24 protein-coding genes and 1 pseudogene are annotated in these 24,191 nt (G+C 70.7%); 19 read left to right on the forward strand and 6 right to left on the reverse strand.

What is annotated here, in order from left to right; translation table 11 throughout:
* Positions 1-2: 2 nt before the first annotated feature.
* From ACGFY9_RS34770 to mgrA, 3 genes are all read right to left on the reverse strand, one after another.
* Positions 3-884, reverse strand: a complete 882-nt coding sequence (locus ACGFY9_RS34770; RefSeq protein ID WP_393760853.1) for an FAD binding domain-containing protein — start codon at positions 882-884, stop codon at positions 3-5.
* 106 nt (positions 885-990) lie between these two features.
* Positions 991-1,998, reverse strand: coding sequence for a Dyp-type peroxidase (locus ACGFY9_RS34775; protein WP_393760982.1), 1,008 nt, complete (start codon positions 1,996-1,998; stop codon positions 991-993).
* A 61-nt stretch (positions 1,999-2,059) separates the two neighbouring features.
* On the reverse strand, positions 2,060-3,103 hold the full coding sequence (gene mgrA, locus ACGFY9_RS34780; protein WP_393760855.1) for an L-glyceraldehyde 3-phosphate reductase: 1,044 nt from the start codon (positions 3,101-3,103) through the stop codon (positions 2,060-2,062).
* Positions 3,104-3,372: 269 nt separating this feature from the next.
* Between mgrA and ACGFY9_RS34785 the strand changes: the two genes are divergently transcribed.
* The 10 genes and pseudogenes from ACGFY9_RS34785 (at position 3,373) to ACGFY9_RS34830 (ending at position 12,918) form a co-directional block, all read left to right on the forward strand.
* On the forward strand, positions 3,373-4,788 hold the full coding sequence (locus tag ACGFY9_RS34785; RefSeq protein WP_393760857.1) for a cytochrome P450: 1,416 nt from the start codon (positions 3,373-3,375) through the stop codon (positions 4,786-4,788).
* Between the two features lie 137 nt (positions 4,789-4,925).
* A complete protein-coding gene (locus tag ACGFY9_RS34790) occupies positions 4,926-5,537 on the forward strand; it encodes an LLM class flavin-dependent oxidoreductase (RefSeq protein WP_393760859.1) in 612 nt (203 codons plus the stop codon).
* A 159-nt stretch (positions 5,538-5,696) separates the two neighbouring features.
* On the forward strand, positions 5,697-5,984 hold the full coding sequence (locus ACGFY9_RS34795) for a hypothetical protein (protein WP_393760861.1): 288 nt from the start codon (positions 5,697-5,699) through the stop codon (positions 5,982-5,984).
* A gap of 354 nt (positions 5,985-6,338) precedes the next feature.
* A pseudogene (locus ACGFY9_RS34800) lies at positions 6,339-7,141 on the forward strand (AMP-binding protein); the annotation flags it as partial.
* Between the two features lie 279 nt (positions 7,142-7,420).
* Positions 7,421-7,681 (forward strand): hypothetical protein, encoded by a 261-nt coding sequence (locus ACGFY9_RS34805; RefSeq protein ID WP_393760984.1) that lies wholly within the window; start codon positions 7,421-7,423, stop codon positions 7,679-7,681.
* Between the two features lie 50 nt (positions 7,682-7,731).
* A complete protein-coding gene (locus tag ACGFY9_RS34810; RefSeq protein WP_033280496.1) occupies positions 7,732-8,169 on the forward strand; it encodes a Fur family transcriptional regulator in 438 nt (145 codons plus the stop codon).
* 34 nt (positions 8,170-8,203) lie between these two features.
* On the forward strand, positions 8,204-10,417 hold the full coding sequence (gene katG, locus ACGFY9_RS34815; protein ID WP_393760863.1) for a catalase/peroxidase HPI: 2,214 nt from the start codon (positions 8,204-8,206) through the stop codon (positions 10,415-10,417).
* A 111-nt stretch (positions 10,418-10,528) separates the two neighbouring features.
* A complete protein-coding gene (locus ACGFY9_RS34820; RefSeq protein WP_393760864.1) occupies positions 10,529-12,106 on the forward strand; it encodes a serine/threonine-protein kinase in 1,578 nt (525 codons plus the stop codon).
* Positions 12,107-12,115: 9 nt separating this feature from the next.
* Positions 12,116-12,568, forward strand: coding sequence for a flavodoxin family protein (locus ACGFY9_RS34825; RefSeq protein ID WP_393760866.1), 453 nt, complete (start codon positions 12,116-12,118; stop codon positions 12,566-12,568).
* A gap of 113 nt (positions 12,569-12,681) precedes the next feature.
* The gene (locus ACGFY9_RS34830; RefSeq protein WP_393760868.1) at positions 12,682-12,918 is read left to right on the forward strand and encodes a chaplin; all 237 of its coding nucleotides are present in this window, start codon (positions 12,682-12,684) and stop codon (positions 12,916-12,918) included.
* Positions 12,919-12,996: 78 nt separating this feature from the next.
* Here the strand turns inward: ACGFY9_RS34830 and ACGFY9_RS34835 are convergent, their stop codons facing one another.
* A complete protein-coding gene (locus tag ACGFY9_RS34835; protein ID WP_393760870.1) occupies positions 12,997-13,671 on the reverse strand; it encodes a hypothetical protein in 675 nt (224 codons plus the stop codon).
* A 265-nt stretch (positions 13,672-13,936) separates the two neighbouring features.
* Here ACGFY9_RS34835 and ACGFY9_RS34840 point away from each other — a divergent pair, with 265 nt between their 5' ends.
* From ACGFY9_RS34840 to ACGFY9_RS34875, 8 genes are all read left to right on the forward strand, one after another.
* Entirely contained in the window at positions 13,937-14,857 is a 921-nt protein-coding gene (locus ACGFY9_RS34840; RefSeq protein WP_393760871.1) for an SGNH/GDSL hydrolase family protein, read from the forward strand.
* Between the two features lie 117 nt (positions 14,858-14,974).
* The gene (gene pgm, locus ACGFY9_RS34845) at positions 14,975-16,615 is read left to right on the forward strand and encodes a phosphoglucomutase (alpha-D-glucose-1,6-bisphosphate-dependent) (protein ID WP_393760873.1); all 1,641 of its coding nucleotides are present in this window, start codon (positions 14,975-14,977) and stop codon (positions 16,613-16,615) included.
* Positions 16,616-16,714: 99 nt separating this feature from the next.
* Positions 16,715-18,601 carry a Na+/H+ antiporter NhaA gene (gene nhaA / locus ACGFY9_RS34850; protein ID WP_393760874.1) on the forward strand — a complete coding sequence of 629 codons (1,887 nt, stop codon included), beginning with the start codon at positions 16,715-16,717 and terminating at the stop codon, positions 18,599-18,601.
* Between the two features lie 105 nt (positions 18,602-18,706).
* Positions 18,707-18,871, forward strand: coding sequence for a 50S ribosomal protein L33 (gene rpmG, locus ACGFY9_RS34855; RefSeq protein ID WP_200690819.1), 165 nt, complete (start codon positions 18,707-18,709; stop codon positions 18,869-18,871).
* A 125-nt stretch (positions 18,872-18,996) separates the two neighbouring features.
* Positions 18,997-19,245, forward strand: coding sequence for a type B 50S ribosomal protein L31 (locus ACGFY9_RS34860; protein ID WP_393760876.1), 249 nt, complete (start codon positions 18,997-18,999; stop codon positions 19,243-19,245).
* Positions 19,242-19,364, forward strand: a complete 123-nt coding sequence (gene ykgO / locus ACGFY9_RS34865) for a type B 50S ribosomal protein L36 (protein ID WP_014669332.1) — start codon at positions 19,242-19,244, stop codon at positions 19,362-19,364. Before ACGFY9_RS34860 ends, ykgO begins: the two co-directional genes overlap by 4 nt.
* Positions 19,365-19,512: 148 nt before the next feature.
* Positions 19,513-20,343 carry a PP2C family protein-serine/threonine phosphatase gene (locus ACGFY9_RS34870; RefSeq protein WP_393760878.1) on the forward strand — a complete coding sequence of 277 codons (831 nt, stop codon included), beginning with the start codon at positions 19,513-19,515 and terminating at the stop codon, positions 20,341-20,343.
* A 257-nt stretch (positions 20,344-20,600) separates the two neighbouring features.
* Positions 20,601-21,575 (forward strand): MASE1 domain-containing protein, encoded by a 975-nt coding sequence (locus ACGFY9_RS34875; protein WP_393760880.1) that lies wholly within the window; start codon positions 20,601-20,603, stop codon positions 21,573-21,575.
* A gap of 32 nt (positions 21,576-21,607) precedes the next feature.
* Here ACGFY9_RS34875 and ACGFY9_RS34880 read toward each other — a convergent pair whose 3' ends face one another.
* A complete protein-coding gene (locus tag ACGFY9_RS34880) occupies positions 21,608-22,744 on the reverse strand; it encodes a PP2C family protein-serine/threonine phosphatase (protein ID WP_393760881.1) in 1,137 nt (378 codons plus the stop codon).
* Between the two features lie 153 nt (positions 22,745-22,897).
* On the opposite strand from ACGFY9_RS34880, the gene ACGFY9_RS34885 reads away from it, so the two are divergent.
* A complete protein-coding gene (locus ACGFY9_RS34885; protein ID WP_393760883.1) occupies positions 22,898-23,659 on the forward strand; it encodes a hypothetical protein in 762 nt (253 codons plus the stop codon).
* On the opposite strand, the gene ACGFY9_RS34890 is transcribed toward ACGFY9_RS34885, so the two are convergent.
* A complete protein-coding gene (locus ACGFY9_RS34890; RefSeq protein WP_393760885.1) occupies positions 23,625-24,158 on the reverse strand; it encodes a TerD family protein in 534 nt (177 codons plus the stop codon). The two genes, ACGFY9_RS34885 and ACGFY9_RS34890, sit on opposite strands and share 35 nt — an antisense overlap.
* Positions 24,159-24,191 lie beyond the last annotated feature (33 nt).

The following is a 24,191-nucleotide window of genomic DNA, read 5'->3' on the forward strand; positions in this document are numbered from 1 at the left end:
GGTCACACCTCCTGTCCGTCGATGCGGGCCACGGCCCGGCGCAGCACGCGCAGGGTCAACTCCCGCGCCAGATGCCGTTTGTACTCGGCGCTGCCGCGCCGGTCGGTCACCGGCGAGCAGGCCTCGGCCGCGATGTCCCCGGCCTGTCCGTACAGTTCCTCGGCCGGCCGCCGGCCGCGCAGGGCGTCGGCGATGCCGGGGATGCCCGCTGTGTTCGGCCCTACGGCGGCAAGTCCCACCCGGGCGTCGGCGATCAGCCCGTCGCCGTCCAGCCACACCGCGGCACCGGCCGACACCACCGCCCAGTCACCGGCCCGCCGTTCGACCTTCTCGTACGCGCTGGATCCGTTCGGGCGGACCGGGAAGCGGACCTCGGTGAGGATCTCCGCGTCGCCCACGGCGGTCTCGTACGGTCCACGGTGGAAGTCCTCCATGGACACCACCCGTTCGCCGTCCATGCCCTGGATCACGCAGCTGGCGTCGAGCGTCGTGCACACCGCGGAGAGGTCCTCGGAAGGGTCGGCCTGGCACAGGGAGCCGCCGAGCGTGCCCCGGTTGCGCACCACGGGGTCGGCGATGACGCGTTCGGCGTCACGGAACACCGGGAAGGCGGCGGCGAGTTCGTCGGACTCCAGCAGCTCGCGGTGGCGGGTCATCGCGCCGATGCGGATCAGCCCGGGTTCGACGCGGACGTAACCCAGTTCGTCGTGCAGGTCGTTGATGTCGATCAGGTACTCGAAGTTGGCCAGCCGCAACTTCATCATCGGGATCAGACTGTGCCCGCCGGCCACCAGCCGTGCCGTGTCGCCCAGGCGGTCGAGCAGCGCGACCGCCTCGCCGACGCTGCCGGCCCGCTGGTACTCGAACGGAGCGGGAACCTGCATACCGCAATCCCCCTGTCCTGCACGGCCGTTGGCCGGTCGGCCGGGCGCCGTGTCCGGGCCTCATTGGGCGCTCGGCGGACAGGGGTGTCAACGGCTGGTTAACCGTTCACTTAAGTTGCTCGTCCTGGGGAGCCGGGGAAGTGGGCAGGTCGTCCAGGAAATCCGCCGAGGGCACGAAGAAGAGGCTGCCGGTGACGGCCGTGGAGAAGTCCAGGATGCGGTCGTGGGACGCGGAGTCGGTGCCCAGGAACATGTTGCGGAGCATCTGCTCGGTGACCGAGGGCGTGCGGGCGTACCCGATGAAGTAGGTGCCGAACTCGCCCTGAGCCGCGCTGCCGAACGGCATGTTGTCGCGCAGGATCTTGCGCTCGGTGCCGTCCGGGCCGGTGATGACGTTCAGCGCGATGTGCGAGTCGGCCGGCTTGACGTCGTCGTCCATCTCCATGTTGGTCAACTTGCTGCGCCCGATGGCCCGTTCCTGCTGCTCCACCGGCAGCGCGTTCCAGCCCGCCATGTCGTGGACGTACTTCTGCACGATCACATAGCTGCCGCCCGCGAACTCCGGGTCCTCCCCACCGACCACCACCGCCTCGCGGGCCGTCCGCCCGACGGGGTTCTCCGTGCCGTCGACGAAGCCCAGCAGATCGCGGACGTCGAAGTACTGGAACCCGGACACCTCGTCGGCCACGGAGACCGCGCCGCCGAGCCGGCCCATGATCTCGGTGGCCAATTCGAAGCACAGGTCGGCCCGTACGGCCTTGATGTGGAACAGCAGGTCGCCGGGGGTGGACACGGCCGTGTGGCGGTCGCCGGCGAGTTCACGGAACGGATGCAGTTCGGCGGGGCGTGGCCCGCCGAACAGCCGGTCCCACACCTCCGACCCGATGCCGGTCACACAGCTGAGCCGCCCGTCCGGCGCCCGGAACCCGATGGACCGGATCAACCCGCCCAGATCTTCGAGGAGTTGGCGTGTCGTCTCCTCGCCGCCCGGCTTCACGGTGACGACGAGAAAGGTCGCGCTGGGGGTCAGGGTCTCCAGCACCGCCTGCGTGGTCGGCACGGTCCCCTCGTCGATGCTGCCGTCCGTGTGCTCGACCGAGCCGTCAACTGTCATGTATGTCATGCCTCCGCGCTGTCCTGGGAGGTGCCGGCCATGACGGCCGGCACCGTGCGACTCAGCCGAGTTTCCCAGTCCGCGCGTCCTGCCACAGGTCGACGCCGCCGTCGACGGCGTACGAGTCGATCTCGGCCAGCTCCTCGGCGCTGAAGGCGAGGTTGTCCAGCGCGGCCACGTTCTGTTCGAGCTGCTCCGTGCGGGACGCGCCGATGACCAGCGAGGTGACCCGCTCATCGCGCAGCGCCCAGGCGAGCGCCATCTGGGCGAGGGTCTGCCCGCGCCGCCCCGCGATGTCGTTGAGCGCGCGCAGCCGGCGCCCCATGTCCTCGGTCAGCCAGCCCGCGTCGAACGACGTGCCCTGCGCGGCCCGCGACCCCTCCGGGATCCCGTCCAGGTACCGCCCGGTCAGCAGCCCCTGCGACAGCGCCGTGAACCCGATGACCCCGAAGCCCTCGTCCCGCGCGGCATCCAACAGCCCGTCGGTCTCTATCCAGCGGTTGAGCATGTTGTACGACGGCTGGTGGATGAGGAGCGGTGTGCCCAGCTCGCGGAGGATGGCGGCGGCCTCACGGGAGCGCTCCGCGTCGTAGGAGGAGATGCCGACGTAGAGCGCCTTGCCCTGGCGGACGGCGGTGTCCAGCGCGCCCATGGTCTCTTCGAGCGGGGTGCCGGCGTCGAGGCGGTGGGAGTAGAAGATGTCCACGTAGTCGAGGCCCGTGCGCTTCAGCGACTGGTCGAGCGAGGCCAGGACGTACTTGCGGGAGCCGCCGCCCTGACCGTAGGGGCCCGGCCACATGTCCCAGCCGGCCTTCGTGGAGACGACCAGCTCGTCCCGGTACGGCGCGAGGTCCTGCTTCAGCAGCCGGCCGAAGTTGATCTCGGCGGCGCCGTAGGGCGGGCCGTAGTTGTTCGCCAGGTCGTGGTGGGTGATGCCGAGGTCGAAGGCGCGCAGCGCGATCTCGCGCTGCGTCTCGAACGGCCGGTCGTCACCGAAGTTGTGCCAGTAGCCCAGCGACAGCAGGGGCAGGTCGAGCCCCGAGCGGCCGGTGCGGCGGTAGCGCATGGTGCCGTTGTAGCGCTCAGGATCTGCGACGTGGGTCATCGGGGGGTCTCCGCGAGGTGCATGAGGGGCTGGTGTGGTCGGGCTGATCGACACGTCTACTGTGCCCCCGCGCGATTCCCGCGTCCAACCGTTCCTCGCCATGGGATTCAGCGATGCCGTCGTTGAATCCGGAGTACGGGACCAGGGGAGTGCGGCACGTGTGAGGAACGTCGGAGTGTGACGGAGGGATCACTTCCGGATTGCATTCCGGAAGGTGACCTTGGGCAGTGATGCGGGCGTTTGTGGTTGCCCGTCCATGAGGAGATCAGTTGAGCGCCCCCGCCACCTCATCCGCCGACGCCCCCGCTCCCACCCCCGCCCCGACCGCTCCCGGCGACCGGCCGCTGATCGGACACGGTCACCGGCTGGCCCGTGACCCGCTGCGGTTCATCACCTCGCTGCGCGAGCACGGCGGCGTCGTCCGCATACGCATCGGCCCCACCCCCGCCTACGTGGTCACCGACCCCGCCCTGACCCGTCGGGTCCTGGTGACCGACGCCGCGGACTTCACCAAGGGCGGGAAGATCATCGACGCGCTGCGGGTCTTCTTCGGCGACGGGCTGGCCACCGTCGCCGACGGGGACACGCATCTGCGCAACCGGCGCCTGATGCAGCCGATGTTCAACAAGGCGCACATCGCCGAACGCGGCGACGCCATGATCGACCGGGTGCGGGGGCTCGTCGCCGCCTGGCCCGCGGGACAGCCCCGCGATGTGTACGCGGACATGAACGCGATCACCCTGGCCGCGTTCCTGGTGGCCCTGTTCGGCACCGATGTGCCGGGGCAACTGGCGGGCGAGTTCACAGCACTGATGCCGGCCATCATGGAAGGAACGATTCGGCAGACCATCCTCCCGGCTTGGGTGACCCGCCTGCCGCTGCCCATGAACCGCGCCCACGCCGAGCGGGTCGCCCGGCTGCGCACGCTGATCGACCAGGCCATCGACCACCACGGCACCGGAGACGCGGCGCCCGCCGAGGCGACGGGCTGCCCGCACGCGGGTATCGCCCGGGACGAGGAGAGGTCCGGCCTCTTCGACACCCTGCTCGCGGCGGAGGACTCGCTGGGCCGCCAGCAACTCCAGGACGAGGCCATCACCCTGCTGACCGGGGCGATCGAGACCACCGGCACCACGCTGGCCTGGACGCTGTACGAAATTACCCGGAACCCCGGTATCGAGCGACGGCTCCGCGAGGAACTGGAGGCGGTGTGCGGCGACCGGCCCCTGCGCCACGAAGACCTCGACCAACTCCCGTACTCCCGAAGGGTTTTGCAGGAGGCCATCCGAAAATACGGGCCGGCCTGGATGGTCACCAGAACCGCCGCCCGTGACGTCGACCTGGGCGGCCACCGCATCCCCCGAGGCGCCGACGTGATCTGGAGCCCCTACCTGCACCAGCACGACCCGGACCACTTCCCCGACCCCGACACCTTCGACCCGGACCGCTGGACACCCGAGCGCGCCCCGGCCACGCGCGGTTCCTTCCTCGCCTTCGGCGACGGCCGTCGCAAGTGCATCGGCGAGAACTTCGCCTGGGCCGAGCTCCAGATCATCCTCGCGACCGTCCTGCGGACCTGGCCCCGCCTCGAACTCACCTCACGCCCGCCCCGCGCCCAGGCCGTCGTCACCGTCAAGCCCGACACGATGACCATGGCGTTCCTGCCGGCGACCGCCCGGTCGTAGTCACGCCCGGGACCGGGGCGCCCGCGGCATTCCGGGGCACGGGCACCCGCGCCGGCTTCCGGCCGTACGGCGCGGGCGGATCGCTCAGCGGACCGCGGACGTTCGGCGGCCCCTCACCCGTCCTTAGGGTCGTCGCCATGAGCGTTCACCGCGACAGCGACACGGACGAGGGCCCGCTGCGGATCGGCGTGCGCGTCCCGCCCTGCGACCGGGCGGACCGGGTGGCCCGGACCGGGCGCCGGGCCGAGGAGCTCGGCTTCGACCAAGTGTGGTTCCCCGACTCGCAGTTGCTGTGGCGGGACGTGTTCACCACGCTCACCGCGGCCGCCTTCGCCACCGAGTACATCGGTCTCGGCACCGCCGTCACCAACCTCGCCACCCGCCACCCGTCCGTCGTCGCGTCGGCCGCGCGCAGTGTCGCAGAACTCGCGCCGGGCAGGTTCACCCTCGGGCTCGGCGTGGGCAACAGCTCCGTCGTAGGCGATCGTTCTCTGCGCGTCCGCGACGACGACGGCGTCGGTCACCGGGAGGGCGCCGGTACCGTCGATGAGGCGGGCGTTCGTGCTGCCGGTGAACCTGACGACGCGGGGCAAGGGCGTCGCGGCGGACGCGGAGGGGTTGTTGGCGGATCTGCGGGCGGGGCACTGACCCTGGAGATCGAGCGGCGCGGCATCGACGCGTTCGCCGAGGCGGTGGAGCGGCAGCGGAGCGGGGAAGCGATCGGCAAGGTGGTGCTGGACCTGGGCTGAAGGGCCTCAACTGTGCGAGGGACTCAACTTCCTTTGACGGCACGGCCTTTGGTGTGGCCTGCGGTGAACCAGACGGCGGCATCGGGCGTCTCTCCCTTCGCCCCTGCCCCACAGCAATCACCGAAGGTGCGGCTCGCGCCGCCGACAGGAGAGTTCGCCGTGATCGACCGTGACCACGAGCAGTCCGATGACCGGCCCCACCCCGCTGCCCCCTGGTGGTGGGGACTCGGGCCGATCGGAGCCGTCGGTCTCGTCGTCCTCGGGATCGCCGCGGTCGTCTGGTCCTTCCTCCGCCTGCCCGGTACCTCCGAGAATCAGGCAACTGACTACTACCAGGCGAGCAAGGTAGTCGCCATCGGCCTGGTCGTGGCGGGCACCGTGCTCCTGGGCCGCATCCGCGCCCGCGCCTCCGACAAGGAGACGACGCGGGAACACGAAGCCGCCTGACGACGAGCGGCCCGTTCGATCCTGGTTCCCACCCCAGGACGACCGCCGCACGCCCCCGGCAGCACACCACCGCACTGGAACCGCAGCGCTCGATCAGATCCAAGGTGATCTCACCGCCAACTGCGTCTACAGAGCGCACGGTTCCGGTCACCACCAGCCGGTCACCCACGCAGGCCGGCGCCCGATTCCGCCACCCCACCTCCCGAACCTGCCCACCCACGCCCACGAATTCCGCCGCCGCACGGTTAACAGGCAGCCGTGCAGCTGAGCCATGACGACCGGTCCCGCCAGCCCCTCCGACCGGGCGAACTCGGTGTCGTAGTGGATGAGATGGGTGTTGCGGGTGACGCCGTCATGGCCGACAACCGCATCGAGGTCGTCGACCTCATCCTCGGCTGCGCCTGGCTGGGAGCGGTGCTGATCCCGCTCAACACCGGTCTGCGGGGCGGCGGACTTCGTCAGGTGCTGCGGGCGGCGGAACCGCAATTCCTGCTGGTGGAGCAGGAGTTGGCGCAACGGGTCGTAGTGGCCGGATGCCAGGGGGAGTTGTGGATCGTCGGCGGGGACGGCGTACCGGCGCCGGGCATGGCCCCGGCTCTACCGTCGGCCCAAGTGCGCCCGGACGACACCGCCTTCGTGCTGTTCACCTCTGGCACCACGGGTGCGGCGCGCGGTGTGCGCTGCCCACACGCGCAGACCGTCTGGTGGGGCCGTAACGTCTCCGGCTCGCTCCGACTCACCGCCGACGACGTGCTCTACACTGTCTGCCGCTGTTCCACACCAACGCGCTGAACACCCTCGCCCACGCCATGGCCGTGGGCGCGAGCTGTGTGATCGGTGAGCGGTTCTCCGCGACGCGGTACTGGGAGCGGGTGGCGGAGGCCGGGGCGACCGTCGTCTATCTGCTGGGCGCGATGGTGCCGATGCTGCTGGCTCAGCCGCCGAGCACCGCCGACCGTGCGCATCGGGCCTGGCGCGGGCTTTCCCCCGCCACCCCCGGCTCGGCGTGGGAGCCGTTTGGGGAGCGGTTCGGGGTCACGTTGGTCGACGGGTTCGGGTCGACGGAGACGAACCTCGTCATCGGGGCCACGCCCGAGGACCAGCGGCCCGGTCATATCGGTACCGTGCGCGACGGGTTCTCCGCGCGTGTGGTCGACGACCTCCTCAGACCCGTGGCGGATGGTGTCCCCGGTGAGCTGGTGGTCCGTAGCGCACATGAATTCGCCTTCTGCACCGGCCACTTGGGGGAGCCGGTCCCCGGTCCCACCGCTTGGCGGCGCACCGGGGACCGGGTGGTCCGTGACGCCGACGGGTGGTTCCGGTTCGTCGACCGGATCAAGGACGTGATCCGGCGGCGCGGCGAGAACGTGTCCTCGCAGGAGGTGGAGTCCGTCGTCCGCTCGCACCGGGCGGTCGCCGACGCTGCCGCTTTCCCGGTGCCCTCGGAGCTGGCCGAGGACGAGGTCATGGTCGCGGTGGTCCCCGGGCCGGGGCAGGTGCTGGACCCGCTGGACCTCGTACGGCACTGTGCGGAGGAGCTGCCGCCGTTCGCGGTGCCCCGGTACATCGACAACGTGGGTGAGCTCCCGCTCACCGAGACCGGCAAGGTTCTCAAGGGCGTACTGCGCGAACGTGGGGTCACCGCCACCACGTGGGACCGGTCCACACCGTCCACCCCGGCACGACATCAAACTTGAACCGTTTGTTTTCTTGAATCACTCGTGTTTATGGCTGTAGGTTGAGCGGCATGACCGCATCCCAGCCACCGACCACCGCCGAGGAGCTGCGCGGTGCCGGCCTGCGGGTGACGGCAGCCCGCGTCGCGCTGCTGGAGACCGTCCGGCACGGCGACCACCTCGATGTCGAGGCGGTCGCGTCCGGGGTCCGTGACCGCGTAGGACACATATCGCTCCAGGCCGTGTACGACGCCCTCCACGCGCTGACCTCGGCCGGACTCATACGCCGTATCGAACCGGCAGGCAGTCCCGCCCGCTTCGAAGGACGCGTCGGCGACAACCACCACCACCTCATGTGCAGGTCGTGCGGTGTCGTCGCCGATGTCGACTGCGCGGTCGGCGAGGCCCCCTGCCTGACCGCCGCCGACGACCAAGGCTTCTCGATCGACGAGGCCGAGGTCATCTACTGGGGTCTGTGCCCCGCCTGTACCGCGGTCCCCAGTTCCTGAGCCACGTGTTCCACCCCGTTTTGGAAGGATTCCCATGTCTGAGAACCACGACGCAATCGTCACGGACGCGAAGTCGGAGGATGCCGGGGGCTGCCCCGTCGCGCACGGGCGCGCCGCGCACCCGACGCAGGGCGGTGGCAACCGTCAGTGGTGGCCGGAGCGGCTCAACCTGAAGATCCTCGCCAAGGACCCGGTCGTCGCGAACCCGCTCGGCGCGGACTTCGACTACGCCGAGGCGTTCGGTGCCCTGGACCTCGCGGCCGTCAAACAGGACATCGCCGAGGTACTGACCACCTCGCAGGACTGGTGGCCGGCGGACTTCGGCAACTACGGCCCGCTGATGATCCGCATGGCCTGGCACAGCGCCGGCACCTACCGCATCAGCGACGGCCGCGGCGGTGGCGGCCGCGGTCAGCAGCGCTTCGCCCCGCTGAACAGCTGGCCGGACAACGGCAACCTCGACAAGGCCCGCCGTCTGCTGTGGCCGGTCAAGAAGAAGTACGGCCAGTCCATCTCCTGGGCCGACCTCATGATCCTCACCGGCAACGTGGCGCTGGAGACCATGGGCTTTGAGACCTTCGGCTTCGGCGGCGGCCGCGCCGACGTCTGGGAGGCCGACGAGGACGTGTACTGGGGTCCCGAGACCACCTGGCTCGACGACCAGCGCTACACCGGCGACCGCGAGCTGGAGAACCCGCTCGGCGCCGTCCAGATGGGCCTCATCTACGTCAACCCCGAGGGCCCGAACGGCAACCCGGACCCGCTGGCCGCGGCCCGCGACATCCGTGAGACCTTCCGCCGGATGGCGATGAACGACGAGGAGACCGTCGCCCTCATCGCCGGCGGCCACACCTTCGGCAAGACCCACGGCGCGGGCCCGGCCGAGTCGGTCGGCAACGACCCCGAGGCCTCCCCGCTGGAGCAGCAGGGCCTGGGCTGGAAGTCCACCTACGGCACCGGCAAGGGCGGCGACGCCATCACCTCGGGCCTTGAGGTCACCTGGACCACCAAGCCCACCCAGTGGAGCAACGACTTCTTCGACATCCTCTTCGGCTACGAGTGGGAGCTGACGCAGAGCCCCGCCGGCGCCAACCAGTGGGTGGCCAAGGACGCCGAGGCGATCATCCCCGACGCGCACGACGCGTCGAAGAAGAAGCTCCCGACGATGCTCACCACCGACCTCTCGCTGCGCTTCGACCCGATCTACGGCGAGATCTCGAAGCGCTTCCACGAGAACCCGGCGCAGTTCGCGGACGCCTTCTCCCGCGCCTGGTTCAAGCTGACCCACCGTGACCTGGGCCCGAAGTCCCTGTACCTCGGCCCGGAGGTCCCCTCCGAGACCCTGCTGTGGCAGGACCCGCTGCCGCAGGCCGAGGGCGAGGCCATCGACGCCGCCGACGTCACCGCCCTCAAGGCGAAGATCCTCGCCTCGGGCCTGACCGTCTCGCAGCTCGTGTCCACCGCATGGGCGTCCGCCTCCACCTTCCGGGGCAGCGACAAGCGCGGCGGTGCCAACGGCGCCCGTATCCGCCTTGAGCCGCAGCGCGGCTGGGAGGCCAACGACCCCGACCAGCTCGCTCAGGTGCTGCGTGTCCTTGAGGGCATCCAGGCGGAGTTCAACTCCGGCGCCAAGAAGGTCTCCCTCGCCGACCTGATCGTCCTCGGCGGTGCCGCCGCGGTCGAGAAGGCCGCCAAGGACGGCGGCGTCGACGTGGAGGTCCCCTTCACGCCGGGCCGTGTCGACGCGACCGAGGAGCACACGGACGTCGAGTCGTTCGCCGCGCTGGAGCCGACCGTCGACGGCTTCCGCAACTACCTCGGCAAGGGCAACCGCCTTCCCGCCGAGTACCTGCTGCTCGACCGCGCGAACCTGCTCACGCTGACCGCCCCCGAGCTGACCGTCCTCGTCGGCGGCCTGCGGGTTCTGGGCGCCAACCAGGGCCAGTCCACGCACGGTGTCCTCACCGACAAGGTCGGCACGCTGACCAACGACTTCTTCGTGAACCTGCTCGACCTGGGCACCACGTGGTCGTCGACCTCCTCGGACCAGCAGACCTTCGAGGGCCGCGACGCCTCCGGCGCGGTCAAGTGGACCGGCACCCGTGCCGACCTGGTCTTCGGCTCGAACTCCGAGCTGCGCGCGCTCGCCGAGGTCTACGCGAGCGACGACGCGAAGGAGAAGTTCGTGAAGGACTTCGTCGACGCGTGGGTCAAGGTCTCCAACCTGGACCGCTTCGACCTGGTCTGAGCAGTCCGCACCACCTGACGTCCGGGTCGGCCCTCACGGGTCGGCCCGGACGTTTCTCACCTTCTGAACTCGCGGAACAGGCCTGCACGTTCGTCACATAAGCTCCTCCGCATGAACGAGGGGGAGCCCGGCAGACGGGTCGTGGACGGCCGCTTCGAGCTGGAGTCCCGGCTCGGCGGCGGTGGCATGGGCACGGTGTGGCGCGCCCAGGACCTGCTGCTGCACCGCTACGTCGCGGTCAAGGAGGTCCGGCCGCCGGACATCGATCTCGCCGAGTACGACCCCGCCGCGGCGGAGATGCTGCGCCAGCGGGTCCTGCGCGAGGCACGCGCCCTGGCCCGGGTCGAGCACCCGAACGTGGTGACGATCCATCACATCGTCGACGAAGGCGTGGGCACCTACCCGTGGCTCGTCATGGAACTCGTCCAAGGCGGCTCGCTCGCCGACCGGTTGGCCCGTGGACCCATGGCCCCCGCCGAGGCCGCCCACCTCGGCATCGGCGTGCTCGACGCCCTGAACGCGGCGCACGCGGCGGGCGTCCAGCACCGCGACGTGAAACCCGCCAACGTCCTGCTGCGCACCGACGGCCGCCCCGTCCTCACCGACTTCGGCATCGCCGCGATCCGCGACGCCACCGCCCTCACCGGCACCGGCTCGATCATCGGCACCCCCGACTACATGGCCCCGGAACGGGTCTCCGGCCAGAGCGGCGGCCCCGCCGCCGACCTGTGGTCGCTGGCGATGATGCTCTACGTCGCCGTCGAGGGCCACCATCCGCTCCAGCGCGGTACGACCCTGGCCACGCTGGCCGCCGTACTCCAGGAGGACGTGCCGCCACCGGTGCGGGCCGGATCGCTGACGCCGGTGCTGTCCTGCGTCCTGCTCCGCGATCCCGAGGCGCGGCCGGACGCCGGGACGGTCGGCCGGATGCTGGCCGCCGCCGCACAGCAGCCCGAGGACCGCCGCCCGGAGACGACCTCGTACCGGCTCGCACCTCCGGTGCCTCCGTCACTGCCGCCGACCGGCGGCATGCCGGCGGCGAAGCGGTCCCGAGGCGTCGCGGTCGCCTCCAGCGTCGTAGGCGTACTGCTCATCGGCACGCTCGCCTGGAAGGTGCTGCCGGGCGGGAACGACAAGGACGGCTCGACGGCTTCCCCGGGCGCCCGCGGTCAGACGCAGCAGCAGAGCACGCCCACCGTCTCGGCTACTCAGAGCAGCGCCGCCGTGAAGACCCAGGACATGCTCACGCCGGCCGGCATTCGCACCGCGATCAAGGCCTTCGAGGAGAAGACGGGCAGTGATCGTTTCGCAGACTTCTCCGTGTACCCGGGGTACGTCATCGCGGATGTGATGGTGAAGGGCAGCCAGACGAAGTTCGACAGGTACACCTACCGCTCCGGCACGGGCTTCGACGAGGGCATCACCAAGAGCACGGTGTCGGGCGGCAATGAGCCGACGAAGCTGGACGACTTCAACTGGGACGCCGTTCCAACCCTGTTGGCGCGCGCGAAAAAGGAACTGAAGGTTGAGAAGCCGACGTCTCGGTACCTGTTGCTCCGGTCGCCCAACACCATCTTCGACACACCTGTCGGCATGGCGATCTATTTGAGCGATGACTACGGCGCTGGCGGCTACGTGGACGCCAATACCAAGGGAAACGTGACCAGGGTGATGCGGTCCGACGAGTAAGTTCACCCCGTGCCCACCTTGCTGATCGTCCATCACACACCCTCGCCCAACTGCCAGGCGATGTTCGAGGCTGTCGTCGCCGGCGCCACGACACCGGAGATCGAGGGCGTGCGGGTCGTACGGCGGGCCGCCCTGGCCGCGACCGTGTCGGACGTGGTGGAAGCCGACGGATATCTCCTGGGGACGCCGGCGAACCTCGGCTACATGTCCGGCGCGCTCAAGCATTTCTTCGACCAGATCTACTACCCGTGCCTGGACGAGACCCGGGGCCGGCCCTTCGGCTACTACGTGCACGGCGGGAACGACGTGACGGGAGCCGTGCGCGGCATCGAGTCGATCACGACCGGGCTGGGCTGGCGGCGCGCGGTGGATCCGGTGACGCTGACCGGCGAGCCGGACAAGGCCGGTGTCGAGGCCTGCTGGGAACTCGGGGCGACGGTCGCCGCCGGTCTGACTGCCTGAACGGTCACTCTCACTGGGGCGCCGCCACCCGTTCGGCCGCCGAAGAGTGTCGTGACCCCCCGAAGCACCCTCAGCGTGGAGGGACATGCCCCTCCGAGTGACAGGAGTTCTTCATGAGGAAGCGTCTGACGGCCGCGGTGGGTCTGGCGGGTGCGGCGTTGCTGCTGTGCGCCGGTACGGCGAGCGCGGACCCGGAGCCTGTCGGTACCGCCAGCGACAGCCCGGGCGTGCTCTCCGGAAACGTCGTTCAGGTGCCGGTCGACCTGGACCTCAACCTGTGCGGCAACTCGATCGACGTCATCGGTCTGCTGAACCCCGCGCTGGGCAACCACTGCGAGTCCGCGGACTGACGAGCCGTATCGTGAACGAGCTGTGGGCCGTGTGCCCGCGGCTCGTTCCGCGTTTCGGGGGACGTGCCAGGAGGCGTGTCAGGGGACCTCGGGCAGCCGGTGCAGCGGAGTGCCGTGGGCCCAGCGCCGCAGGCGTGAGCCGTCGATGAGCTGGACGCCGCCCTGCCTGCGCGCCCACTGCACATCACGTCGGCTGAAGGTGCCCCGGTGCACGACGAGACGGAGATGCGGTCCGGAGCCGACCGAGCGTGCCGATCGCGTCGGGGTCTCCTCGCCGGGCAGCGGCTCGGCGACCGGTCGGAAGGCCACCTCCAGACGGCGGCCGAGCCGGTCGCGCGCACTGACACGCGGCTGCCCCTGCGCGTCGGGCCGGGCCAGCGCCCGCCAGCCGTCCCGGCGCAGTATCCGGGACACGGCCAGGGCGAGCCCCTCCACATCCAGGTCGGCGATCTCCTCGGGTGTGTAGTAGCCCAGCCGTCGACGGGCCAGCGGCCGGTTGTGCCGGACCACGGCCGCCGTGATCACGGCGAGCAGCGCCAGCCCGCCGGCGAGCGCGCCGGTGCCGAGGACGCGGTACGCCACGGCGAGCCCGGCCACGATCCCGCACACGACGACGGCGACCACGACGAGGGCGGGCAGCACCTCGCGCAGTCCGGGGCCGTAGCGTCCCTGGACGCGCAGCGCACGGATCGCCTCGCGCCTTCGGGAGCGCCACGACTCGCGCTTCTCGTGCCTCCGCAGCCTCTGCGGCAACAGAGCCAACTCCCCCCACCCCCAAGCGCGTTGACGCCTGCGGAAGGGCTACCCGCCGGACGTGGTCCACGTGCGCGGGGACGGTAACCGGCCACCAAACCGGCCGAACTGTTTCGGCGGGCGCCGTGACTCCTTGGGCAGCGAACTCGTCCCTCCAGACCTCTGGCCCCAGGTACCTACCGCCCGGTATACAAGGCCAGTTGAACGAGAGACGACCGCATCGGGTGTGTCCCGTCGCACCGTCTCGTACCTGGGGAGGAACCTCATGAAGCGTGAGACGCATCCGGTCACGACGGCGCACCAGCGCGGCAGGGCCGTGGCGGTCGCCGCGGCGGTCAGCGGCTGCGCCCTCGTCGTCGCGTCCGCGGCACCGGCGGCCGCGCACAACTCGGGCCACGGGCACGGCCGTTCCACTCAGTACGTGGCGCTCGGCGACTCCTACACCTCGGGCCCGTACATACCGACCCAGGTGGACGCCAACTGCGCCCGCTCCGACCACAATTACCCCTCCGTGGTCGCGGCGGACCAGAGAGGGACCGTCCTCAAGGACGTGAGCTGCAGCGGTGCGACGACCGCGGAGATGTGGAAGGCGCAGGGCACCAATCCGCCCCAACTGGACGCCGTACAGCGGAACACGGATCTGGTGACGGTCCAGATCGGCGGCAACGACATCGGGTTCAGCACCATCATCGGCACCTGCGCCAAGCTCAGCGCCACGGACCTGACCGGCAACCCGTGCCAGCGCTACTACAACTCCTCCGGCGCCGACCAGTTGGCGCTGGCCGTCCTCAACGCCGCGCCGAAGGTCACCAAGGTCCTGCGTGCGGTGCACAAGCAGGCACCGCACGCGCGCGTGCTCGTCGTCGGCTACCCGGACCTCCTGCCCGACGACGGCAGCGGCTGCTACCCCTCCGTGCCGTTCGCCGCCAAGGACTTCCCCTATCTGCGGGACACCGGCAAGCGCCTCAACCTGATGCTCCGTGTGGTGGCCGCGCTCAACGGCGCGGAGTACGTGGACACTTACGGCCCGACCGTCGGCCACGACATGTGCAAGGCGCCCGCGGACCGCTGGATCGAGCCGCTGCAGCCCGCGTCCCCGGCCGCTCCGGCGCACCCCAACGCGAAGGGCGAGGCGGCCATGGCGGGTGCGGTCCTGAAGCAGTTGGACCGGCGCCACCGGTACTGACGGACAGCGGCGGCCGGGGTTTTCCACAGGCGGAGGGGGTGTACTCGCTAAACGCGCCCCTGACGAGGAAAGATGGGGCCGTACGCGAAGTCGGTCGATACGGAGGAGCGGGCCACCATGCCACACGAGCGAGCGGGCGAACAGGCCCGCGCAGAGGATCTCGTAGACGTAGCCCGTCTGGTCACCGCGTACTACGCGCTGCACCCGGACCCCGCCGAGCCGGGGCAGCGCGTCGCGTTCGGCACCTCCGGGCACCGGGGTTCGTCCCTGGCGACCGCGTTCAACGAGGACCACATCGCGGCCACCAGCCAGGCCATCTGCGAGTACCGCGCCGACCAGGGCACCGACGGCCCCCTCTTCATCGGGGCCGACACCCACGCGCTGTCCGAGCCCGCCAAGGTCACCGCCCTGGAGGTGTTCGCCGCCAACGAGGTCACGGTCCTCATCGACAGCGCCGACGGCTACACACCCACCCCGGCGGTGTCCCACGCGATCCTCGCCCACAACCGCGGCCGCACCTCGGGCCTCGCGGACGGCGTCGTGGTCACCCCGTCCCACAACCCGCCCGCCGACGGCGGCTTCAAGTACAACCCGCCGAACGGCGGCCCGGCCGGCTCCGAGGCCACCTCCTGGATCCAGGACCGTGCCAACGACATCATCGCGGGCGGCCTCAAGGACGTCCGCCGCATCCCCTACACCCGCGCGCTCGCCGCCCCCGGCACGGGCCGCTACGACTTCCTCGGCACGTACGTCGCCGACCTGCCGAACGTCCTCGACCTGGACGCGATCCGCACGGCCGGGGTACGGATCGGCGCCGACCCGCTTGGCGGGGCGTCCGTCGCCTACTGGGGCCGGATCGCCGAGGAGCACCGGCTCGACCTGACCGTCGTCAATCCGCTCACGGACCCGACCTGGCGGTTCATGACGCTGGACTGGGACGGCAAGATCCGCATGGACTGCTCGTCGCCGTACGCGATGGCCTCGCTGATCGCCCAGCGCGACCGGTTCGACATCGCCACCGGAAACGACGCCGACTCCGACCGGCACGGCATCGTCACCCCGGACGCGGGCCTGATGAACCCCAACCACTACCTGGCCGCCGCCATCGCCTATCTCTACGCCCACCGCGAGCGGTGGCCCGCCGACGCGGGCGTGGGCAAGACGCTGGTGTCCTCGTCGATGATCGACCGGGTCGCCGCCGACCTGGGGCGCCGGCTCGTCGAGGTGCCCGTCGGTTTCAAGTGGTTCGTGGACGGGCTGGTCGACGGGTCGCTCGGCTTCGGCGGTGAGGAGTCGGCCGGCGCGTCCTTCCTGCGCCGGGACGGCTCGGTGTGGACCACCGACAAGGACGGCATCATCCTGGCGCTGCTCGCCGGCGAGATCACGGCGGTCACCGGGAAGACCCCGTCCCAGCACTACACGGCGCTCACGGACCGGTTCGGCTCGCCCGCCTACGCCCGGATCGACGCCCCGGCCTCCCGCGAGGAGAAGGCACTGCTCGCCAAGCTCTCGCCGGCACAGGTCACCGCCGACACCCTGGCTGGCGAGCCCGTCACCGGCGTCCTCACCGAAGCACCCGGCAACGGCGCGGCCCTCGGCGGCATCAAGGTGACGACCGCCAACGCCTGGTTCGCGGCGCGGCCCTCCGGCACCGAGGATGTCTACAAGATCTACGCCGAGTCCTTCCTCGGCCCCGACCACCTCGGCCAGGTGCAGGAGGAGGCGAAGGCAGTGGTCGGGGCGGCACTGGGCGGCTGACCCGGAGGCCGTGGTACCGGCTGCCGTAGGAATGAATGGTGCGGCAGGCGGTGTTGGGGCGTCACGTGAGCCATGACGCACGACGGAAGTGAACCCCGTATGTCCTTCGAAACGACCGACTACATGGGGCAGACCACGTGCGGCGACGAAGCACGCACGCCGCTGCGTGACTTCCTGCGGACCGAGACCGGCAGCGCCGCCGTCCTGGTGGCGGCGGCGCTCGTCGCGCTCGTCTGGGCCAACGTCACGCCGTCGGCGTACGAGACGTTCTGGGAGACCCACCTCTCCGTCCGGCTCGGCTCGCACGGGATCTCCCTCGACCTGCGCGAGTGGGTCAACAGCGGGCTGATGACGTTGTTCTTCCTCGTCGTCGGCCTGGAGGCGCGCCGCGAGTTCGACATGGGCGAGCTGCGCGAACGCAGGCGGCTGGCGCTGCCGATGGTCGCGGGCGCGAGCGGGATGCTCGTGCCGATCGCGATCTACCTGGCGATCAACAGCGGGCACGGGACGGCGGACGGCTGGGGCGCGGTGATGTCCACCGACACGGCGTTCGCGCTGGGCATGCTCGCCGTCGTGGGCCGCCACATGCCGCCCGGGCTGCGCGTGTTCCTCCTCACGATCACCGTTGTCGACGACTTCCTGGCGCTCGTCGTGATCGCCGTCTTCTACAGCGACCACATCGCGGTACCGGCGCTCCTGGTCGCCGTGGGCACGTTCGCCGTCGTCATGCTGCTGCGCCGGTTCCGGGTGCGCCGGGGACCGCTGTACGCGCTGCTCGGGCTCGTCGCCTGGGTCGCCCTGCTCAAGTCGGGCGTGGACCCCGTCGTCATCGGACTCGCCATGGGACTGATCACGTACGCCTATCCGGCGGGGCGCGACGACCTGGAGCGCGCGACCGGCCTGTTCCGGCTCTTCCGCGAGCAGCCCACACCCGAGCTAGAACGCGACGTACGCGCCGGAATCGCGGCGTCGATCTCCCCGAACGACCGGCTCCAGCGCATCTACCACCCGTGGGCGAGCTACGCCGTGGTCCCGCTGTTCGCGCTGGCCAACGCCGGTCTCCAGCTCAGCGGGGAACAGCTCGCGCGGGCCTTCACCTCGCCCGTCGCACTGGGCATCCTCATCGGGTACGTCGTCGGCAAGCCGCTCGGCATCGTCTCCTCGACGGCGCTGACCAGCGTCCTGTCCCGGGGGCGGATCCGGCCGCCGGTCGGCTGGGGCGCGGTGACCGCGGGCGGCACGCTGGCCGGCGTCGGCTTCACGGTCTCCCTGCTGATCGCGACCCTCGCCTTCGACGGGACCACCCTGGAGGACGCGAAGACGGGCATCCTCAGCGCCGTCATCTGCTCGTTCCTGGTCGGCAGGCTGGTCACCGGGGTGATCGGAGTGCTGCCGCCGCAGATCCGGCCCAGGGTCCTGTTCGGCCGGGCGGAGACCATCGTCGACCTGTCCGTCCCCGTCGACCCCGACCGCGACCACCTGCGCGGACCGCGGCACGCTCCGGTGACCGTCGTGGAGTACGGCGACTACGAATGCCCGTTCTGCGGGCAGGCTGAGCCGGTCGTCCGCGAGCTGCTCGGCTCCTTCGGGGACGAGGTGCGGTACGTGTGGCGGCACCTCCCGCTCACCGACGTCCACGAGCACGCCCAGCTCGCCGCCGAGGCCGCGGAGGCCGCCGCATTGCAGGGCGGCTACTGGGAGATGCACGACCTGCTCCTCAGCCACCAGGGCGCCCTGCGCTTCAAGGACCTGAGGGCCTACGCCGGACAGATCGGCCTGGACACCGCCCGCTTCGAACGCGACATGCGGGCCCACGAGGGGTCGGGCCATGTAGCCGAGGACGTCGAGTCGGCCGACCTCAGCGGGGTCGCGGGAACCCCGACCTTCTTCGTGAACGGCCGTAGACACCACGGCGCGTACGACATCGAGGGCCTCTCGCAGGCGGTACGGGCGGCTCGTGAGCGGGCGGCGGTGGTGGCGGCGTAGGCCGTCCCGCCCGAGCGGGAATGGACCGACGGGCGCCGGTGTTGACACGCATGTAGCTGACATGCTCGGGACAAGATCCCGGGATGTGGGCGGAAGGAGGTCCTCATGGCACGCACCACGAACCGTCCCGTCGTCACCCTGAAGTCGACGGCCGGGACCGGCGTCACCTACGTGACGCGCAAGAGCCGGCGCAACGACCCCGACCGGCTGGTCCTGCGCAAGTACGACCCGGTGGCGGGGGAGCACGTCGACTTCCGCGAGGAGCGTTGAGCCGAGCTCGGCGGCAGTCCCACGAAGCGAGCCGCGCGGCAGTCCCACGAAGCGAGCCGCGCGGCAGTCCCACGAACACAGCAGTGCGGCCGTCCGGCAACGGACGGCCTGAGGAAGGAAGCACCATGAGGTCTGGCATCCACCCCGTGTCCCGTCCGGTCGTCTTCCGCGACCGCGCGGCGGACACCGCGTTCCTGACCACCTCGACCGCGCGGTCGGTGCGCACGATCGAGTGGTCGGACGGGAACACCTACCCGCTGATCGACGTCGAGATCTCGTCGGCCAGCCACCCGTTCTACACCGGCAACACGCGCGTCGTGGACACCGCGGGCCGTGTGGAGCGCTTCGAGCGCCGCTATGGGAGGCAGTCATGAAGGTCCGCAACTCGCTGCGCTCACTGAAGGCCAAGCCCGGCGCGCAGGTGGTACGCCGTCGTGGCGTGACGTTCGTGATCAACAAGAAGGACCCGCGCTTCAAGGCCCGCCAGGGCTGACGCGCCACGTATGACCGGTCGGCCCGGCCCCGCTTCGGCGGTGGCCGGGCCGTTGTCGTACCCCCGCACGTCCTGTTTGTGCGCATTTCCGAGGGAAGAAAATCCGTTCTTTATGCTTATAGCGGTATCAACCCCCTTGGAGTGGTCAATGTCCCGCAAGCACCCCATGGACGACGGCGACGAACTGCTGGCCAGACTCGGGACGCTGACCGCCCAGGCACGCGAGCGGGCCGAGCTCCAGCGCTCCCTGCTCGAACTGGCCGTCGCCCTGCAGCGCGGCATGCTGCCCGGCGACATGCCCGTCACCCCCCGGTTCCACCTCGCGGTCAAGTACTCGCCCGCCAACCACGGCCTCAACGTGGGCGGCGACTGGTACGACGCCTTCACGATGCCCGACGGGCGCATCGGCCTGTCCATCGGCGACGTCCAGGGCCACAACATCGAGGCGGCCGCGTTCATGGGCCAGGTGAGGGTCGGTCTGCGCGCCCTCGCCTCCGTCACCAGCGAGCCCGGCGAACTCCTCTCCCTGACGAACGACCTGCTCCTGTCCCTCGGCACCGATCTCTTCGCGACCTGCACCTTCATGCGCCTGGACCCGATCACCGGGGTGCTGGAGAGCGCGCGGGCCGGACACATACCCTCCGTCTGGGCCACCGCCGACGGCCGCTCCGGCATCACCGACGACGAGGGCGGCCCGCCCCTCGGTATCGTCGCCGCACAGCGGTACCCCGTGACCGAGCACCGCCTCACCACCGGCGGAGTCTTCGTCCTGGTGACCGACGGCGTCGTGGAGGGCCCCTCGATGAGCGTCGACGAAGGCCTCGACCAGGTGATGCGCCTCGCCGGAGTGGCCGCCGTGGCAGGCATGGAGGCGGGCTCGCTCGCGGCCGCCGTGATCAAGGGAGCTGAGCGTGTGGGGCACGAGGACGACGCGGCGGTCCTGGTCGTGGGACACGACGCACCCGACACCGGGGCGTAGGCCTGGCCCGGCGGGGTACGTCCCGGCCGCCGCTCCGCCGCTCCGCCGCTCCGCCGCTCCGCCGCTCCGCCGCTCCGCCGCTCCGCCGCTCCGCCGCTCCGCCGCTCCGCCGCTCCGCCGCTCCGCCGGGACGGCTTGATGGTCTTGCGGCCGCCTGCGCCGTGCCGCGCTCACACGCGCCGGTCACGTGGCGATTTTCTCCCGTGCGGCCCGGCGCCGTTCCGCTCGCCTCGCCGACACGGCCCGCTCAGTGTCTGATGGCAGCTGTGGTGGGTTTCGAGGATCTGCGGCGACCGGCCGGGTACGCCCTCCTGACGCTGGCCGTCGCCGGCGGCTACTTCGCGGCGGGACGGCTCGGCCTGCTGCGGGAGCTCGTCGTCGAGGGCGCCGTGTTCACCCCCGTCTGGCCACCCACCGGCGTCGCGGTGGCCTGTCTGCTGATCTTCGGGCTGCGGGTGCTGCCCGGCATCGCTCTCGGCGTGCTCCTCGTGATCATGTCCCTCACCTCGCTCCATCCGACCGCGCTCATCATCCTGGCGGGCAACACCGTGGCGCCCGCCTGCGCCTACCTCATGCTGCGCAGGGTGGGCTTCCGCACCGACCTCGGCAGGCTGCGGGACGGCCTCGCCCTGGTGTTCCTGGGAGCCCTGTCCGCGATGCTGATCAGCGCCACCTGCGGGGTCGGGCTGCTCGTCGTCACCGACAAACTGGCCGCGCACTCCTTCTGGCCGGTCTGGCTGGGCTGGTGGGTGGGCGACGCGATGGGCGTGCTCATCGTGACCCCGCTCCTGCTCATGCTGGCGGCCGCGCGCCTGCCCCTGGACCTGCACCGCTGGAAGGAGGCTCTGCTGCTCGCGGCCACCGTCGGCGTGATCGTCCCCCTTGTCACCCACAACCGCATCAGCCTGCTGTTCCTGGTCTATCCGCTGCTGATCTGGGCGGCGCTGCGCTTCCGGTTCGCCGGCAGCATGCTGTGCGCCCTCTTCGCCTCCGTCATGGCCACCGTCGCGGCGACCCGGGAGACGGGCCCGTTCGCCGAGCTGACCCACGTCGAGGTCATGATGAAGCTGCAGGCCTTCAACGGCACGATGGCCCTCACCGCCCTGCTGCTGTCCTCGGTCATCACCGAGCAGCGCAACACCAGACTCTCGGTGGAGAAGGCCTGCCAGGAACTGGCCGAGGTCCTCGAACACCTCACCGCCGGCGACCCCCGCCAGGGCGGCCGCCCCTGACCGGCCCACTCCGTCGGACGAGGCGGGGGTCGTCAGGAGAGGCCCGCGTCGCCCCGCCTGCGCAGCACCAGCAGCGCGGTGTCGTCCCGGGGCGTGCCCGCCGTGTGGTGGCGCAGATCGCCGTAGACAGTGGCCGGCACGTCCTTCGGGAGGACCTCGCCCCAGGTCGCCGCCCGTTCCTCCAGGGGATAGAACGCGCCGGACGGATCGCGCGCCTCGGTGACGCCGTCCGTGCAGAGCAGAAGGGTGCCGTCCGACGGGAAGGCGAACCATTCGACGGTACGCGGCTCAGGGGCCAGCGCGTCGAGGCCCAGCGGCACGCAGGGCTCCTGCCGGAGCACCGGCTCGGCCCGCTCCTTGTGCAGCAGCAGCGGCGCCACATGACCGCAGTTGATCGCCTGCACCTCCTGCTCTCCGTCGACGCCCAGGACGAGCGCCGTCACGAACCGCTCCCGCTCACCGGTCTGCGCCGCGAAGGAGTTGTGCCGTAGCACCGCCTCCTCCAGGGCGTCGACCACGGCGGTGAGCGTGGGCTCGGCCACGGCCGCCTCGCGGAAGGCGCTCAGCACGGCGAACGCTGCGCTGATCGCCTGCAGGCCCTTGCCCTGGACGTCGGCGATGAAGACGCGGCTGCCGTACGGCGAGGAGACGACCTCGTAGACGTCGCCGCCCACCCGGCTGTCCTCCTCCACCGGCCGGTACAGGCCGTGGACCAGGAGCTGGTCGGTCATCAGGGGGAACGGGCGCAGGATCTGGCGCTGCAGCGCGGCCGCCGCCGACCGCAGCCGGGCGATCTCGCCCTCCCAGCGGATCCGCTGCGCCGCCCGCGCCACGCTGAGGCCGTTGAACACCAGGGTGAAGGCGACCACGGCCGCGTCCGCGCCCGCCGTGCCCAGCGGGGTGTCGACGAGGGAGCCGACGATGACGAGCGTCACCCATACGGAGGCGACGGTGGTCTGCCGCACGGTTCCGCGCCCGGCGATCAGCGCGGGCAGCACCACCAGAAAGGGAGCCGGCCGGGTGTCCCGGCCCAGCGCGATACCGGTCACCGCCACCATCAGCGTGACGACGACGAGCCAGAACACGACCACGGCCCAGCTGAGCGGAGGCGTGGAGCGCTGCCCGGCGTCTACCACGGTGGAGCCGGCCGGATCTCTTGAGGTGCGCACCGGCCCTCCGCTTCCTTCAGTCGTCGAACAACCGTCGGGAAAGCTTCCCACTCTTCAATATCAGCCCCACCCGTACCGTCCGCGAACTGCGACAACAGCTCCGGCCGACCCGGGACGCACAGAAAGCGCACAGGGGGCTACATTTCGATCCGTATGTTCAGCCGATGGTGGGGGAGTTGGGGACCGTTGTTCATCTGGCGCACACTGCGGGGTGAATGGCAGGGCATCGTCGTCGATCCGGTACGACAACTGCTGCGGCGCGGACTGATGGGGGTGTCCCTGGCGTTCGTCGCCGCTTTCGGCGTCATCTTCTTCCACGCCCTCGCCCAGCACCCGACCGGTGCTACGGTCGTCCGGCACCTCGGCGGCGTCCAGGGCGACCTGCCCCTGTGGCTCGCCCTGCTGCGCACCCCCATATCGCTGTACGTCCCCGCCCTCGACCTGCCCGTCTGGGCCGGCATCACCCAGCTGTTCCTCGCCTTCGCGCTGGCCGAGCTGGCCCTCGGCCGGGCCCGCACACTGGTCGTCGCCTACGCGACCACGCTGGCCGGCACCCTCACGGTGCGCGTGATGCTCCTGATCGGTCCCGGCTGCGGCGGCGTCGGGCTGCGGCCCGAGATCGGGCACGTCCTCGACACCGGGCCGTCCGCAGCGGTCGTAGGACTGTTCACGTATCTCGCCGTCGTGCGGCGCGCGCCCGTCGTGTTCTTCCTCACCGGCGGGTCGATGGTGTGGGAGTCGATCGTGAGACCCAACCTGGCCGGGCGCGAGCACCTGGTCGCGGTGGCCACCGCCGTCGTCCTGGGCGTGGTCCACGAGGTGCGCCACAAGCGGCCGACCGTCACCGCGCTGCTTCCGGAGTTCAGGGCGGACCAGCCGGTCAGGGCCGAGACACGCTGCCCATCTCCGCGGTGAACCCCGCCGGTTCGCTGTCGAACCCGCGCACCATCGCGTGGAACTCCCAGGCTCCGGAGACGTCCTTGGTGAACTCCGCGACCGTCGCGGCGGTGGACCCGGCCACCCCCGCGAAGTCGTCCGACAGCAGCTCCTTGTATCCCTCCACGACCAGCGCCCTGGCGTGCGAGAGATCAGCGAACGTCCTGGTCCCGCCGTTCTGGTGGATCGCCACGCCCACGACCACCCGCGCGAAGGACGCGGCGAGACGGTCCAGTTCGAGGACCATCACCTCCATGTAGCCGTATCCCTGGCCGCTCTCGCTGTGCCGGCTCATGTTGATCGTGCCGTCCGGCGAGCGGCTCTCGGAGTTGACGGCGTACACCGGACGTCCGTGCGGGGCCTCGGCGGAGTAGGTCGCCGCGACGATGTCCAGATGGCGCGGCTGCTGCCCCCAGGGACTCGGATCCCAGCGGAGCCGTACTTCGACCTTCCCCGCAACTGTGCTGACACTGCTCACTGAATGCCGCTCCCGTATCGGGCCATCACGGGA

The sequence above is a fragment of the Streptomyces sp. NPDC048504 genome, from assembly GCF_043200035.1.
Lineage (GTDB): Bacteria > Actinomycetota > Actinomycetes > Streptomycetales > Streptomycetaceae > Streptomyces.

Excerpts from the sequence above, each read along its gene's own strand:
- ACGFY9_RS34770 (WP_393760853.1), bottom strand. The coding sequence starts at position 884 with ATGCAGGTTCCCGCTCCGTTCGAGTACCAGCGGGCCGGCAGCGTCGGC.
- ACGFY9_RS34775 (WP_393760982.1), bottom strand. The coding sequence starts at position 1,998 with ATGACAGTTGACGGCTCGGTCGAGCACACGGACGGCAGCATCGACGAG.
- mgrA (WP_393760855.1), bottom strand. The coding sequence starts at position 3,103 with ATGACCCACGTCGCAGATCCTGAGCGCTACAACGGCACCATGCGCTAC.
- ACGFY9_RS34790 (WP_393760859.1), top strand. The coding sequence starts at position 4,926 with ATGAGCGTTCACCGCGACAGCGACACGGACGAGGGCCCGCTGCGGATC.
- ACGFY9_RS34810 (WP_033280496.1), top strand. The coding sequence starts at position 7,732 with ATGACCGCATCCCAGCCACCGACCACCGCCGAGGAGCTGCGCGGTGCC.
- katG (WP_393760863.1), top strand. The coding sequence starts at position 8,204 with ATGTCTGAGAACCACGACGCAATCGTCACGGACGCGAAGTCGGAGGAT.
- ACGFY9_RS34820 (WP_393760864.1), top strand. The coding sequence starts at position 10,529 with ATGAACGAGGGGGAGCCCGGCAGACGGGTCGTGGACGGCCGCTTCGAG.
- ACGFY9_RS34830 (WP_393760868.1), top strand. The coding sequence starts at position 12,682 with ATGAGGAAGCGTCTGACGGCCGCGGTGGGTCTGGCGGGTGCGGCGTTG.
- ACGFY9_RS34840 (WP_393760871.1), top strand. The coding sequence starts at position 13,937 with ATGAAGCGTGAGACGCATCCGGTCACGACGGCGCACCAGCGCGGCAGG.
- pgm (WP_393760873.1), top strand. The coding sequence starts at position 14,975 with ATGCCACACGAGCGAGCGGGCGAACAGGCCCGCGCAGAGGATCTCGTA.
- nhaA (WP_393760874.1), top strand. The coding sequence starts at position 16,715 with ATGTCCTTCGAAACGACCGACTACATGGGGCAGACCACGTGCGGCGAC.
- rpmG (WP_200690819.1), top strand. The coding sequence starts at position 18,707 with ATGGCACGCACCACGAACCGTCCCGTCGTCACCCTGAAGTCGACGGCC.
- ACGFY9_RS34860 (WP_393760876.1), top strand. The coding sequence starts at position 18,997 with ATGAGGTCTGGCATCCACCCCGTGTCCCGTCCGGTCGTCTTCCGCGAC.
- ykgO (WP_014669332.1), top strand. The coding sequence starts at position 19,242 with ATGAAGGTCCGCAACTCGCTGCGCTCACTGAAGGCCAAGCCCGGCGCG.
- ACGFY9_RS34870 (WP_393760878.1), top strand. The coding sequence starts at position 19,513 with ATGTCCCGCAAGCACCCCATGGACGACGGCGACGAACTGCTGGCCAGA.
- ACGFY9_RS34875 (WP_393760880.1), top strand. The coding sequence starts at position 20,601 with ATGGCAGCTGTGGTGGGTTTCGAGGATCTGCGGCGACCGGCCGGGTAC.
- ACGFY9_RS34885 (WP_393760883.1), top strand. The coding sequence starts at position 22,898 with ATGTTCAGCCGATGGTGGGGGAGTTGGGGACCGTTGTTCATCTGGCGC.